The sequence below is a fragment of the Solibacillus sp. FSL W7-1472 genome (assembly GCF_037969775.1).
GTDB lineage: Bacteria > Bacillota > Bacilli > Bacillales_A > Planococcaceae > Solibacillus > Solibacillus silvestris.
In genome coordinates this window covers 1,165,661-1,180,072 of sequence record NZ_CP150208.1, presented here as the reverse complement: position 1 = coordinate 1,180,072, position 14,412 = coordinate 1,165,661, and the positions used below count along the sequence as shown (strand labels likewise).

Genomic DNA, 14,412 nt, shown 5'->3' with positions numbered 1-14,412 from the left:
AGTAGCAAAACTCATTCATATAAAAAAGAAGGGGCTATGTTAAAAGTCATAAAACTTTTCACCTAACTTTTTCACCAACAATAGATATCAATCAATAGGAATCACCAATTTTGGCCCAACAACTCCTAATTTTTATTAATTTTCAACAAATCATCCGTATGCTCCCCTAACTGCGGTGCCCCGTATTCATAGGAAATATTAAGCTCCGAATGTTGTAAAGGGTTTTTCACAAATTTCACTGTCCCGTATGACGGATGTTCGATTTCGCCTACTAGATTCCGGGCGACAACTTGCGGCTGCTGAAACGCTTCCTCTATTGTGTTGACACGTCCGCCAGGAATTTTATACTGCTGCAAAAGCTCGAGCCATTCATCACGGGTTTTCGTTTTGGTAATATCGGAAATATAAGCTGCTAGTGCGTCTTCATTTTGTTTGCGCAATGAATTTGTTTTAAATCGCTCATCTGTCACCCAGCCCTCGCGATTAATCATCTGGCAAAACTTTTTGAACTGATCTTCAGTGCCGACACAAAACATGAGCGGGCCATCCGAACATTCAAACACCTGATATGGCGCTACGTTATTATGCTGGTTGCCAAGACGGTTCGACTTGAAACCGGTATTCAAATATGCGCTTGCAACATTAGCGAGTGAACTCATTTGTACATCTAGCAGTGCCAGATCAATAAATTGACCTTTGCCCGTCATGTCACGCATTCTTAATGCCGACAGTATCCCAATTACAACATAGTGGGATGTTAAAATATCTGCAATTGGCACCCCTACTTTTGTCGCTTCTCCATCAGGATGTCCCGTTACATCCATTAATCCGCTCATTGCCTGAATAACCGGATCAAATCCCGGCTCTGCAGCGAGCGGCCCGGTCTGACCAAATCCGGTCACCGAGCATTGAATAATTCGCGGATTAATTTGCTTAAGCTGCTCATAATCGAGCCCCATCTTCTTCATATCGCCCGCTTTAAAATTATCGATAATGACATCCGCTTCTTTTACTAAATCAAGCAGTACTTCTTTATCGGACTGGTCTTTTAAATTTAATGTGATTGATTTTTTATTGCGATTCGCACAAATATAATACGTGCTTTCCCCATTTATAAATGGTCCCCAACCACGCATACTATCCGAACCAGCAGGATGCTCGACCCGAATGACTTCAGCACCTAAATCCGCTAAAATCATCGTTCCTGCCGGAGCAGCATACACACGCGATAAATCCAATATTTTAACATTATCCAATGGGCGCATCCCCATCACCTCAATTCTTCTACTCTTTTATTAACGATGGTGCAATTTTCCGTTCCGGTTGCTTCAAAATGATTTGTGTCGCAACAGCAACGGCAATGACTGCTAACGCGATTAAGTTATAAATTAACGTAGTATCCATTAACGCAATCCCAGCGCCAAAAAAGACGAGGCGCTCGATGAAATACGTGTGTCGGAATAAATAGCCTTTAATTCCGGCAGCAATCGAGACACCACCTATACAAGCCGTAATGGCCGCAAAAATGTATTCTCCGATTGTACCGCCTGTTAGCAGCAGCGCCGGGTTAAAAATAAAGAAGAACGGGACAATAAATCCAATCAACCCGAGACGAACCGATTCAAATGATACTTTATTCGGCGATTCCCCAGCGATACCTGCTGCGGCATATGGTGCCAATGCTACAGGTGGAGTAATACTTGATAAAGCAGCAAAGTAGAAGGCAAACATATGTGCTGCAATCGCCGGTACACCTAATTGTGTTAAAATCGGTACAGAAATTGTGGCAACAATAATATAGGCAGCTGTTGCCGGAATCCCCATTCCTAAAATAATACTGATTACCGCTGTTAAAATAGCTGCCAGCATGACACTGTCTCCAGCAAAACTTAATACGTTGTTTCCGATGATCAAACCGATACTTGTTAGCGTGATCGTCGCAATAACAATCCCTACGATTGCACAGGCAATTCCTACACTAATCGCTCCTTTGACCCCTTCAACAACAGAATCGATAACCGCTTTCAGATTCATACGTGTATGTTTGCGAATGGCTGCTGTCGGCACGATTGAAAATAGCGCGAAGATTGCCGCATATAACGGCGAATAGCCTGCAAACAGCATAAATAATAAAATAAATAAAGGGATTAATAAGTGCCCCCCGTTTTTAAGAACTTGCATTGCTACCGGAATATTCTCTTTTGAAATACCCGATAACCCCATTTTTTTCGCTTCAAAGTGCACAATCATAAACAATGTTAAATAGTAAAGTATTGCTGGTACAACTGCCGCCAGCATAACAACCGAATACGCAACACCTAAATACTCCGCCATAATAAAGGCTGCGGCACCCATTACCGGTGGTGCAATTAAGCCACCTGTCGAAGCTACCGCCTCAACAGCCCCGGCAAATTTTTTCGAATAGCCGGCCTTTTTCATCATCGGGATTGTCACTGTACCAGTTGTTACAACATTACTTACTGCACTCCCGCTGATTGTGGCCATCAACGCACTTGCAAATACTGCAACTTTAGCAGGTCCGCCTGCTGTACGGCCCGCAATTGTCAGTGCCAAGTCATTGATAAAATCCGAAAACCCGCTGTTTTTTAAAAAAGCACCAAACAGTACGAAAATAAAAATATATGTTGCCGAAACACCAAGAGCCGTTCCGAAAATTCCTTGCCCGCCCCAGAACATAATGTTGATGATCCGCTCAAGGCTAAATCCGTAATGCCCTAAAATTCCTGGTATATAGGCTCCAAAGAAATTGTAGGCAAGGAAAAACAGTGCAATTAACGTCAGCGCATTGCCGACAACGCGACGTGCAGCCTCAAATAATAATACGATCGCTATCCCGCCGACCCATAAATCAAGAATCGTATTTTCTCCTGCACGGTCTCGAACTAAAATATCGTAAATAATAACGAAATAAAGTGTCACGAAAATTGATAATGTAATACAGATGCTGTCAAACCATGTAGGCAACTTTCTCGTCCCAACACTTTTCTTTGTAGCAGGATAATAAATAAAACTAAATAAAAGCAAAAACCCTAAATGCCACGCACGAAATTTTGTCGCTTCCATCACACCGATACTGCTCATATATATTTGGAAAATGGACCAGATGATTGCAACACCAATCACGATTTTTCCAAATATACCAACATAATTACGGGAATTGATATTTTTATCTTCAAGGTCCATTAATTGTTGAATTTCATCTTTTTCAAGTACTTTTTCTGTCATACCGTCCCCTCCTTGTCCTTTACTTTTAATCGATTACACCAATTTCACGATAATAGCGCTCTGCACCCGGATGTAGCGGTATATCTGCCGTTCCCGCAACCGCGCTTTCCGGACTGAACTGCTTCGCAATGCTGAATGATTTTTGCAGTGAGTTCAAGTTTTCCCACAGCTCTTTCGTCAACTGATAAACGGTTTCTTCATTCACACTTTCGTCAATTACGATCGTGCTGTACTGACCGACAGTTTGTATCGCTTCCGGCTGTTTATCATATGTGTTTGGCTCGATCGTATAAGCAAAGTTCCAAGGGTATTCCTCTACTAAATGGTCAATGGCGCTGTCAGAAAAGCTTAAAACTTTTGAATCCACTGTTGAGATCAGCTCTGTCGCAGCAGCTGCCGGTACACCTGTGTATATATTGACACCTTCCACCTGACCATTTCGCATTAAATCTGTCGCTTCTGTAAAGCCAACATAGTTTGCTTTAATATCCTTTTCTCCAATACCGTGTGCTTCAAGGACGAGACGGGATTCTACCTCAGTTGCACTTCCCGCAGCTCCGAATACGAAGCTTGTTCCTTTTAAATCTTCAATCGAATTGTATTTCTCATCGTTTTTCACAATAATATGACTGATATTAGGATATAAGTTCCCTAATATGCGAACGTCTTCATATTGTTTTCCTTCAAAGCTTCCTACACCGTTGTATGCTTCATAGGCAATATTCACCGTCGTAAATGAAATATTCGCCTCACCTTTACGCATTAAATTCAAGTTTTCAATACTCCCATTTGATGCTTGAGAAGCAACACGCTTTTCCAGTTCATTTGTCCACATCGTTGAGATACCTGCTCCAAGTGAATAGAATACACCTGTTGTTGTACCTGTTGTAAAAATAAGCGGCTCCCCATAACGCTCAGCATTACTTTGGCAACCTACTAGCAACATAGCAGCCATTGATACTATTGCGAGAAATTTTTTCTTCATCCGCGTCCCCCCATGTGCACTGTATTATTTGAAAACGGCTTTTCGTTTTTCTACTATTGCTTTGACTCCTTCTTCGTATGCTGGTAATTCTGTTACTAAGCCCATTTTTGACGAAATATAGTCAAGTGAAGAACGAAGACTCATTGATTGGCTTTGATAAACAGCACGCTTAATAATTTTGATCGTTTCAATTGGACCATTTGTCAGTTTCTCCGCATAACTTTGTGTAAAGCTTTCCAAGTCCTCATCATTTACAACAAATGTTACGAGACGTGCTTCCTTTGCTTCCTCTGCCGTTAAAACACGCGCTGTCCATAACATGTCAAGTGCTTTGTCGATACCGACGAGGCGAGGTAAAAAGTAAGCACCGCCATCACCAGGAACAATTCCTACATTAATATAGCTTTCAGAGAACTTCGCAGACTGTGCAGCAATACGGATATCACACATCAATGCCATATCAAGTCCTGCACCCATTGCAAAGCCATGCATCTGCGCAATGACCGGTTTATCGATTTCTTCAAGTAATAAAGGTACGCGCTGCACCTTTTTCCATAAAGAATTTTTCCGGGCCAACGCTGTTGAAGTAATATCTTCCTCACTATGGTAAAAGCCCTGGCCAGCCACCATTGCTTTTATATCTCCGCCTGCGCAAAATGCTTTGCCGTTTCCTTTCAAAATGACAGCCCGAATGTCATCATTGTCACGCACTTCTTCAAGCGCTTTAATCCACGAAAGGATCATTTCTTCGCTAAATGCATTTAAACTTTCCGGGCGATTCAGTGTTATTGTTGCAATATGGTCCTTCACTTCAAATAATAAATCCGACATTGTTTTTCCTCCTTATGCATGTACATGCGTTTCTACTTCATCTGTAATGCTTTCCCACAAGTCTATTTTTGTTTTCAGCAGTTGCTGTGCCAACTGTTTTTTCCAGTAGCGTGCCGTAAATTCTTCATCTCGCCAAGCCCATAAGCGGCGCGTATACTGGTGGAGGCGATGTTCATGTGTCACACCGATTGCTGCATGAACTTGGTGCGCAGAAGTTGCCACCACACGACTCGCATCATCCATTCGCAAGCGTGCATACGCCACTTCGCTTTCTTCTCGCCCAGCTGCCAATAATGTTTGAATATTATTGACTGCCACTGTCATAAGCGTCTGTTCTCCTGCCATATTCGCTAAATGCTGCTGCACAAGCTGGAACCGGTGAATTGGACGGCCGAATTGTTCACGTTCTTTACTAAACTGAACACTCAGCTGAAATGCGGTTGTTAGTGCTCCGCTCATTTTGCTGACAGATGTCGCTGTAACTAACTTTTTAAATTGCTCATACTGCTTTGCTGAAATCGGCACTTTTTGAAGCGCTTTCATATTTTCGAATACGACTTCTGAACGTGGTTCGGCTGCCAAATTTGTGCTGTTTTTCAGAAGGGCATCTTGTAAGTTGGCAACAATAATAAACTGCTGTGCCTCTTCCTGTGCAACCGCCACAATTTTTTCGGCATACTGGGCCCACCCGACATGCTTTAATGTACCGGATAAAGCATTGTCCTTTAACTGCAGCGGGGTTGTAATGCTGTAGGTAGTTAACTGCTCAAATCCTTTTAAGTCCACTTGCTGCAATAAAAAATGGGCTAACGTATGCTCAATAAACGGAACAGGTACAGCATATTTTCCTAAAAGTTCATACAGTGCCAATAAATCTTCAATATCCCCACCTGCTCCTCCATCTTCTTCACTTACCACTACCTGATGGAGTTCATTATCAAGCAACAGCTGCCAAACATCTTCGGCCCACTTATTCTCCTCCAAAAGATCAACTGTTTCTTTTTCGACTTTATCTTTAAAAATCTTTTCAACTACTTCTAAGACCATTTCTTTAATTTCGCTCATTGTGCAATAACCCCCTTCGCTAAGATTCCATACAGAACTTCTGATGTTCCGCCACGAATTGTAAAGCCTGGTGCATGTAAAATAGATTCAGCCAAATATCGCTCGACCCTATTGTCGCTATGCAAGTTTGGATACACATCAAGCATCAGGCGGATGATTTCAGGAATTTTCTGTTCAAACTTCGTGCCGATACTTTTTACAAGTGCTGCCGGTACTGCAACTTCGCCGCCTTCTTCCAATACTTTTGCAACCCCAATTGATAAGTTGCGTAATGACCACAGTTCGGCAACAAGCTTCGTCGCTTCTTCCAGACCCACTAGATCTCTCTTAATCTTCAGTTGTTCAATTACCTCGTTTAAAAGCGGGAATGTACTTAAAATTCGCTCAGGCCCACTGCGTTCAAATGCCAGCTCTGCCAAACCTTGCTTCCACCCGTTACCTAGTGTCCCTACTACCATCTCATCCGGAACAAATACATTATCCAAGTAGATATCGTTAAAATGCGGTTCTCCTGTTAAATAACGAATTGGCGCAATCGTCACACCTTCACCTTTTAAATCGATTATAAATTGCGAAAGACCTTCATGCTTTTTCTCACCTAATGGTTCTGTACGTATGAGCGTTACCATGTAATGTGCATCATGAGCATTACTGGACCAAGTTTTTGCACCATTCACAATCCAGCCGCCCTCTACTTTTTCCGCGCGTGTTGCAACGGATGCCAAATCCGATCCACTGTTCGGTTCACTTAAACCGATCGCGAAAAAGCATTCACCTTTCACAATTTTCGGCAGGAAAAATTCCTTCTGGTAGTCTGTACCAAAACGCAACAGCAATGGTCCTGTCTGACGATCTGCAAACCAGTGTGCAGCTACCGGCGCGCCAAATGCCAAAAACTCTTCCGTTAAAATATAGCGGTCAATTGTACTGCGCTCACTGCCACCATATTGCTTCGGCCAGGTCATTCCGATCCATCCCTGCTCTGCCACTAGTTTTGAAAAAGAAGGGTCAGAGCCGCTAAGCCATGAGTCACAGCGTGTTTCAAATGTCCCGTTTTCAATATGTTGCTTTAAAAAACTTCGCACTTCCTGTCTAAACTGCTTTTGTTCTTCTGTAAATTGTACATTCGGTAGATTCATAACTTTACCTCCAATTACGCATATTGTGTAACGACTTTCTAATAACGATATTATAAAATACATTTTTCCGAATTGTCAAAACTTTTGTACAATATCATTGCTTATTACAGAAAAAATGCGCATTATCGAGAACTTATCATTTTTCTATCTATTTCTTGATAAATATACAATTTCAACCTGTTAACTTTTTGATTATTTAGATAATTTGTGTAAGAAAACGATATAATCTAATAAAGAATAGATGGAGGGGATTACATGTTTTTTCAGTTAAAGGACAGCACCGCCACAACTTTAGACACATTCGATAAAATTTCACATCTCGTTAAAGCTATACTCCACTTTGAATGCCCGGAACACCGCGCACAGCATCACATCCTCTACACGGCGAATATGAAACTTGAAACTTATCGTGAAGCACAGTCATTTTACAGAAAATTTGACGATCCGAGCAATGCACTTGGTCGGTTAAGTCGAGAAGCGTATGAACTGGCAAACAAAAAATACCATCAATTATTTACAATAATCCGGAGCTATATGCATTTAAGCGACCATAATAAGCGCAACCACTTTAATCACCACTTCCGCTTTTCTAAAGAAAAAATCGAAGCGATGTTTACTCTTTTTGAACAAATGCACCATCATGAACACTTAAAACTTGAAGTAGAGTTTTATGAGCGGTTAAAAGAAGATATCATCCCATTGCTGACACAATTCGAATGACTCGCTGAAACCTTTTTCATTTAGGAACGTAAAATAAGTAACATGTCCATCAGGAGGGCGATTCATGGAAACACAACAGCAGCTGGAAAATCACTTATTAACAATCCAACAATGGGAGAAAGATCAAAGCGGTTTATGGTTTTGGGAAAAGATTGGCCGCATCCCATTTAAAATACTCGATAAATTAACACCGAAATTCATTCAAGAGAAAATATCCGTTTTAATCGACGAACTGGTGAGTTATGTTCAAACCGGCGGAAAATATTTAGTAAGCGAAAAATCGATGATGCGTCATATTCAAAAACATACGCTGCATTCGGTTTCCACATTGGAGGATATTGGTCAAATGCCAATTGAAGATATGGTGGAACTGAGTGAAAAGCTACAAAAAAACCGGGCAAATATTGCAACCGTACAAGGAGCATCCGCCGGCTTTGGTGGTGTGTTTACATTGGCGCTCGATATTCCTGTCATTCTAGGGATTGCGTTAAAAACATTACAGGAAATTGCGATGATCCATGGATATGATCCAAATGAAAAAGCCGAGCGTATTTTCATCGTAAAGTGTCTGCAATTTGCCTCTTCTGATGTTGTCGGCAAAGAAGCGATATTAAATGAGCTGGCACAGCATTATGAAAAACCTAACGCGGCAGAAAATATGGTTTCTCAGTTACAAGGCTGGCAGGAAGTTTTCTTTACGTACCGGGACAATTTTGGTATGAAAAAGCTCTTTCAAATGATTCCTGTAGCAGGTATGATTTTTGGTGCCTTTATCAATAAGTCAATGATTGAAGATATTGCCGAGGCAGGCATGATGCTGTACCGCAAGCGACGAGTGCTGGAGCGGATGAATGAACTGGATAACCGCTAGATGCACAAAAAAATAGCCAAAGAATTTAAGTTCTATCTCTTAAATCCTGTGGCTATTTTTGTTGAATATTTTTTTATTAAGTTCGTGCATTTCTTTTAATCCTTTATAAAACGGATAAAGTTTCTGTAATTCCGATTCATCCACATTACCGCTTGATAAATTATTTAAATATAATAACGATGCATCAATACGTTTTTGAATTTCACTTCGGTTATTTGTCGTTGTCCCATGTCCTGGCACAATAACTTCAACTTTTTTATCCGATATAATTTTTTGCGCCTTTTGGATTGTTGCTAAATAGGCTTCATAATCTTCTATAAAAGGAAACTCGACATCCGATAAATAATCCCCCGCCAAAAAAATACCGAACGACTCCACAACTGTAAATAATCCATCTGCCGTATGCCCTGGCGATAAGTAAAAGCTACATGTTATATCCGGCAGCTCAACTGTTTGACCATCTTCTTTAATCACGATGTCTATGTGAGGATAGATAATAGAATAATCTCTATCAATATAGTACTGAGCATCAAACTGACGGATTTGTTCCAATACCTCTTGTTTATTCGCCCGCTTAACAAAAGCTTCACTTGCAATTGTTGTCGCATGCGGAAATGCGCCTGCTGCAATAATATGATCATAATCACTATGTGTATAAATAAGATATAATTTCCGATCTTCAATAATCGACTCGATATAGGTTTTTATTTCGGCAATTTCGTTCGGCAGCCAGTTAGGATCGGTTACGATTAATGCCTGCTTTGTTTTGATTACCGCTGATGTCGTTTGATATAACACACTTTGAAATACGGTTAAATGCTCATTTTCAAATTGGCGCATTGTTTTTCCCTCCTTAACAAAAGAAAGCAAGTCTGCGCGATTCTACGCTTTCGACTCGCTTTATTTCCTAGGCAATAATTTTCCCGGTGCTTAAACAGGAGTTGATTTCCATTTCGGGTCGGACGCTTTCCGCGGGCCCGGTCTGAGCCTGTAGTCTCAGACGTCGGGCTGTTTCAGCTGGAGTCCCCCCTTCATTTCAATCAACTCTTTTAATCTAGACTTTGCCCTCTTAAAATGGAATAGCAATAATTTTATTCCTCTTCCTTCTTTTCACGCTGCAGTAATGGTGTACGCTCCAGTTGTTCGATGAAGTTACGTGATTTCAGACGAATTCCCGTTTGTTCTTCATAGATTGTCGTGACAATTTTTTTGATAAATTGTTTTGTCTGCGGTTTTAACTCCAACTTGCCGACTTGCTCAATCGGCACCGTATAAAACATGCGAATCAGCTTGAGCTGTGTTGGTGACAACCTGATAATATACGGGTCTAAATGGAAGCACCGATGACATATAAATCCGCCTTGTGTAAATGAAAACGCAAATTCTCCATCAACAGCTCCACACCCTGCACATGCATGCAAAATCGGCTGAATCCCTGCAAACGGGAGCATTTTCCAATCGACAAACAATGTAATCGCTTCCGGATCATACCCTTCTTCAATTGCATTCAATGCCTGAATTAATATATCAAAAGCATAAGGTTCCGGTCTGCCTTCTTCAACGAGGCGATCGACAATTTCCACGATGTAGCTTGCATAAGCTGTTGCCACAATATCTGTTTGGATGTGGCGCATCGAATTGAAATGTTCCCCTTGCTGCAATGTCCCCATGCCTGATGTTCGCTGGACTAAAAACGAGCCATGCATAAATGTTTGCGTTACACCTGCCAAACGGCTCGTAGGTTTTTTCGCTCCACGTGCCATACACGCAACTTTACCGGCTTCACGTGTCATTAGAGTCACGATTTTATTGGATTCACCATAAGCACGCGCCTTTAAAACGATGCCTTCCCATTTATGTAGCATCTGTTGCACATCCTTTTATTTCTTTCGTATCTCTATTATACCGCACAATTGCTAGAAAAGTTTAATAAACGGTTACATGTTGGCCCATGATTTGCTTTACCCACTGCAAATTTTTAACAGAGCGCTGTTCCACATCTTTTAATGGATAAACCCGATAAATTCCATCTGCATCCAGTAATACAGAAGTGGCATAAAGCTCAGGTTCATCTATAGTAATCCGGTCGCCTTCCTTAGTAATTTCAAGGCTTGCGATTCCGCCGATCATTGTGTTCGGGATCGTTATAATTGTTGAAAAGAAATTACCGAGAGAATAAAAAATATGTGTCTCCTGTCCCTGTTCATTGATGAGCTTGTCATACGGTTGCAGGACATGCGGATGGGTCCCGAAAATGATATCGGCTCCCGCTTCATTTAATATATCTGCATAATGTTTTTGGTTGTCATTTGCTTCATACACATATTCCGATCCCCAATGCATCGATACTGCTACAACATCGACCGATTGTTTTAATTCCTCGACATCCGCTTTTATTTTCGCTTCATCAATATAATTTATGAGAAATGGCGATTCCTGTGGCAAATAAAGTCCATTTGTCCCATATGTGTAGGCAAGCAGTCCAATTTTTATCGATCCGATTTCCATAATACGTTGGGTAGACCTGTCATCTTCATTTTTATAAGCCCCTACATAAGGCATATGGTAGTCTTCAAGATTGTTAAAGACGGTACGCATTCCATTTTCCCCTTGATCGATAATATGATTATTGGCGATTGTGACTAAATCGACTCCTGCATGTTGAATATCCCGAATAATATGGGACGGACTCGAAAATAGTGGGTAGCCGCTTAGTGGATATTCATTTCCGACAGGAGGCGATTCCTGATTGGCGATCAGAAAATCATAGCTTTGCATCATCTGTGTCACTGCTGAAAAAGATGAAGTAAAATCATTATATTCCGCAAGCCTTAAGTGCAGTAAAATATCCCCCGCCATTGCAAGACGAATCGATTCTTTTGGTGCTTGTTGCTCACGTTCACTAATTGGCTCGTTTTTGTCTTTTATATCATTCTCTATATTTATTGTTGGCGACGGGATGGGCTCTTCGATATTCATTTGTCCTTCTGCGACAATAATCGTTTTGTCCTGATCGACTGTCGCAACGACAATAAATAATAAAACGAGTGAAATCCCCCAAAGCGCCAATAAAAATTTATTTAAATTATTCAATGCGTTCACCTTCTAACTTCTGTTAAATATTCCCTTACTAAATGGTAGCAGAACATTGCCTATAATCAAGAACAAAATCATTGTCGTCCTAGGGTGGGGGATTTATTCGCCAAGTTGTGGGTGAATGTAGAACATGTTGTGGGGAAGGTAGAATGTTTCCGGCTGAATGTAGAAAATTTTTAATGAAATGTGGAACAAAACTGCTGAAATGTAGAACCTATTCATTTTATTCGCTAATTCATCAGAGTATGTAGAATGTTTCGAGGGCAAAGTAGAATGTTTCCGGCCAAATGTAGAACTTTTCACCGATAATGTGGAACAACGCATCTAAAAAGTAAACTCCATATTCGTCATAATATCTTCAGCCACGGCGTTATCGTACGGACATCCCTTCATGCTTAGTGATCGCTGGATTCCGAATGTCTGAAGCGTCTCCGAAATTAGTTTGTTATCGAACTCTTGTAAAATTAATGGTAAAATAAAAAGTGTTAATTAATTGGGATTGGAGGTTACAATTCACAATGTCAGCTAAAAAACACTCTTGGAAAAGTTATTTATTTTTAATATCAAGTGTATTAGTAACAGCAGCTATGTTTCTATTAGATCCAATAGCTAGAGCAACTTCTGAAACACTTACGCCAGTGATTCTAGCATTTATTGGTCTTGGCACAATTTGTTCTATTGTGTTGGCTGTTTTCTGTTTCCGTACTTTAAATGAAAAAAAGACTTTACCAATATTGGGTTTGCTTTTTACTAGTTTAAATGTTATTATAATTGTTTCGTTTTTATGGATTGGTGCAAATATAGCATAGATAGAAAGGAAAGCTAGGGAGTTACCCTAGCTTTTCTTTTTTTGAAATAACATCCGTCAATTACTTTTGCACCCCGAATGCCATTACGAATTGTTGTATCCCCAGGACCTGTTTTATTTGCAGCACTTAAAAAAGCTGTATGGAATGCAGTTTTCTTATTCCACAATCGGGCCATATTATTGAATAACATTTTCCATGGGGTAGCGTCAGAAAAGATGCAGAAGATGCAGATTTACAACGATATGAAATATACTATACAAATTTTTATGCAAATTAAAGAACAAGTCCAGCAAGTATAAATGCTGCTGCATCAACGTTTGCACCTTTTGTATAAAAAACTGTATAAAAAATAGTTCTCGTAAAAAGCCACGAACGTTGATTTAACAACATTCGTGGCTTTTTAATGTGTCCCAAAACTTTCATTTGGGAACATTATTAAGATTTATATTGCATAATGTATAAATTTTTAATGAAAATAGAGATGCTTCAACAATAGCGATGCGAAATTTTAAGTATAGTTTATCAACAATCCGTTTGTGTCTAAGAAAGTATGATCATTTTCAATTCTCATTCTAAAATGATTCATTATTCTTATCTGCTCTTCAGTTAGCTTTTCTTTATCCCAGTACATATGCATTAAGCTATATTCAAATATTTCTTTTAGTTTTATAAATAAGGGGAGTTTTTCTAACATTTCCTCTGGGATATCATTTTCCTCTTGGTAACCCTCGATAATTGCTTTTGTAATACTTCTTCCATATTCTATGATGTTTCCACCACCGACAAATGAATACTCTATCGCACTATATATTGGAACGGCCAAATCAAAGATATAAAAATTCTTCTCACAGTCTTGGAAATCAACCATCGTCAATTTTAAATCACGATCTACTACTACATTTTCTAACCATAAATCCCCGTGTAACAATCCATAATTGGAATTGTCTTTTGGTATGTTTTTAATCTTTGTTAAAATCTCTTGAGCAACATCTCTAATCGTAGTCTCTTCCTCAGGAATATATTTCAAGAAAGCATATTCCTCATTTTGATACCAATCATTGGTATATTTTGTCGGATGGATTTTTTCAAATTTTCTAGAGAGGCGATGTAATTTGCCTATTTGTCTACCTAATTCGTTTAAAACATCTGCATTCCATTGATTTCTTGATATGTGCTTACCAGGGGCAGCCTTATAAAGTACCGTTAATACCTCCTTGTTATTAATGGTGATCTTTTCTACCTCTTTACCATTAATTGAGACAATTGTAGGTGATACCCCTAGTCCTTCTTTATGTAAGTAGTTTGTATAGGTAACCTCTTCTAACTGTTCATCATAACTTTTGTAGTTAGTAATTCTTGCAAAGTATTCACCTTGTGTTGCGGTACAGCGAAACATTTCATTTGTTACGGCTTCTACTTTAATAAAATCCACTGGATAGATTCCGTTGAGCAATTCTAGTATTTTTTGTTCCATAAAAGTTATCTCCCATCTAAATAAGTACACTTTTTAAAACCAAGTATTTTCATTTCTACTTCTCTAAGGATTTAATTTTTACAACTAGTAAAATATAATATATTAGTAATAAAATGTAAATATAGATACGAATTATCCCATTTATATTTAAATGGGATGTTTAATCAAATCGCCCA

General features: G+C 39.7%; 13 protein-coding genes. 3 read left to right on the top strand and 10 right to left on the bottom strand.

Translation table 11 applies throughout. The features are described 5' to 3' along the window. Positions 1–125: 125 nt before the first annotated feature. The 6 genes from MKY07_RS05630 to MKY07_RS05605 are packed head-to-tail and all read right to left on the bottom strand — an operon-like array spanning position 126 to position 7,266. The gene (locus MKY07_RS05630) at positions 126–1,265 is read right to left on the bottom strand and encodes a CoA transferase (RefSeq protein ID WP_339264051.1); all 1,140 of its coding nucleotides are present in this window, start codon (positions 1,263–1,265) and stop codon (positions 126–128) included. 19 nt (positions 1,266–1,284) lie between these two features. Beyond that, the gene (locus MKY07_RS05625) at positions 1,285–3,246 is read right to left on the bottom strand and encodes a TRAP transporter permease (RefSeq protein WP_008403116.1); all 1,962 of its coding nucleotides are present in this window, start codon (positions 3,244–3,246) and stop codon (positions 1,285–1,287) included. A 25-nt stretch (positions 3,247–3,271) separates the two neighbouring features. Beyond that, a complete protein-coding gene (locus MKY07_RS05620) occupies positions 3,272–4,231 on the bottom strand; it encodes a TAXI family TRAP transporter solute-binding subunit (protein WP_339264050.1) in 960 nt (319 codons plus the stop codon). Between the two features lie 24 nt (positions 4,232–4,255). Continuing rightward, positions 4,256–5,062: an enoyl-CoA hydratase-related protein gene (locus MKY07_RS05615; protein WP_339264049.1), complete on the bottom strand. Its 807-nt coding sequence runs from the start codon at positions 5,060–5,062 to the stop codon at positions 4,256–4,258. 12 nt (positions 5,063–5,074) lie between these two features. Continuing rightward, entirely contained in the window at positions 5,075–6,127 is a 1,053-nt protein-coding gene (locus MKY07_RS05610) for an acyl-CoA dehydrogenase family protein (protein ID WP_339264048.1), read from the bottom strand. Beyond that, entirely contained in the window at positions 6,124–7,266 is a 1,143-nt protein-coding gene (locus MKY07_RS05605) for an acyl-CoA dehydrogenase family protein (RefSeq protein WP_014824408.1), read from the bottom strand. Before MKY07_RS05605 ends, MKY07_RS05610 begins: the two co-directional genes overlap by 4 nt. Positions 7,267–7,521: 255 nt before the next feature. Between MKY07_RS05605 and MKY07_RS05600 the strand changes: the two genes are divergently transcribed. Together MKY07_RS05600 and MKY07_RS05595 are read left to right on the top strand one after the other, a co-directional pair. Further along, a complete protein-coding gene (locus MKY07_RS05600; RefSeq protein WP_008403123.1) occupies positions 7,522–7,986 on the top strand; it encodes a hypothetical protein in 465 nt (154 codons plus the stop codon). A 64-nt stretch (positions 7,987–8,050) separates the two neighbouring features. Next, positions 8,051–8,857 carry an EcsC family protein gene (locus MKY07_RS05595; RefSeq protein ID WP_008403124.1) on the top strand — a complete coding sequence of 269 codons (807 nt, stop codon included), beginning with the start codon at positions 8,051–8,053 and terminating at the stop codon, positions 8,855–8,857. A gap of 39 nt (positions 8,858–8,896) precedes the next feature. Here the strand turns inward: MKY07_RS05595 and MKY07_RS05590 are convergent, their stop codons facing one another. The 3 genes from MKY07_RS05590 to MKY07_RS05580 all read right to left on the bottom strand — a co-directional run bounded on the left by MKY07_RS05590 (position 8,897) and on the right by MKY07_RS05580 (position 11,959). Then, a complete protein-coding gene (locus MKY07_RS05590) occupies positions 8,897–9,697 on the bottom strand; it encodes an MBL fold metallo-hydrolase (RefSeq protein ID WP_339264047.1) in 801 nt (266 codons plus the stop codon). 251 nt (positions 9,698–9,948) lie between these two features. Next, positions 9,949–10,722 carry a DNA repair protein RecO gene (gene recO / locus MKY07_RS05585; RefSeq protein WP_008403126.1) on the bottom strand — a complete coding sequence of 258 codons (774 nt, stop codon included), beginning with the start codon at positions 10,720–10,722 and terminating at the stop codon, positions 9,949–9,951. A 61-nt stretch (positions 10,723–10,783) separates the two neighbouring features. Next, positions 10,784–11,959, bottom strand: a complete 1,176-nt coding sequence (locus MKY07_RS05580) for a CapA family protein (protein ID WP_339264045.1) — start codon at positions 11,957–11,959, stop codon at positions 10,784–10,786. 512 nt (positions 11,960–12,471) lie between these two features. Between MKY07_RS05580 and MKY07_RS05575 the strand changes: the two genes are divergently transcribed. Then, on the top strand, positions 12,472–12,762 hold the full coding sequence (locus MKY07_RS05575; protein ID WP_339264043.1) for a hypothetical protein: 291 nt from the start codon (positions 12,472–12,474) through the stop codon (positions 12,760–12,762). Positions 12,763–13,270: 508 nt separating this feature from the next. Here the strand turns inward: MKY07_RS05575 and MKY07_RS05570 are convergent. Beyond that, on the bottom strand, positions 13,271–14,236 hold the full coding sequence (locus tag MKY07_RS05570) for a phosphotransferase (protein WP_339264041.1): 966 nt from the start codon (positions 14,234–14,236) through the stop codon (positions 13,271–13,273). Between the last annotated feature and the right edge of the window lie 176 nt (positions 14,237–14,412).